Origin of the sequence: Acetobacter sacchari, from assembly GCF_017377715.1 — a bacterium.
Lineage (GTDB): Bacteria > Pseudomonadota > Alphaproteobacteria > Acetobacterales > Acetobacteraceae > Acetobacter > Acetobacter sacchari.
Map to the genome: position 1 here is coordinate 1 of NZ_JAFVMF010000080.1, position 269 is coordinate 269.

Annotated in this window: 1 protein-coding gene; it reads left to right on the forward strand. The window is 66.2% G+C overall.

The window, feature by feature from the left end; translation table 11 throughout:
- A partial coding sequence (locus J2D73_RS20330; protein ID WP_207884235.1) for an ATP-binding cassette domain-containing protein occupies positions 1-269 on the forward strand: 269 nt, incomplete at both ends.

Here is a 269-nt window from a genome sequence, read left to right on the forward strand (position 1 = left end):
GTAAACGCGACCAGCATCAGGCGATCCAACAGGTGATGGAACAAACCGACTGCCTGGCGCTGGCGCAGCGCGACTACCGTCAGCTTTCCGGCGGCGAACAGCAGCGGGTACAGCTGGCGCGGGTGTTGGCGCAGCTGTGGCAACCGCAGCCGTCACCCGCCTGGCTGTTTCTCGACGAGCCAACCTCGGCGCTGGATCTGTACCACCAGCAGCACACCCTACGCTTGCTGCGCTCGCTGACGCGCCAACAGCCGCTGGGCGTCTGCTGC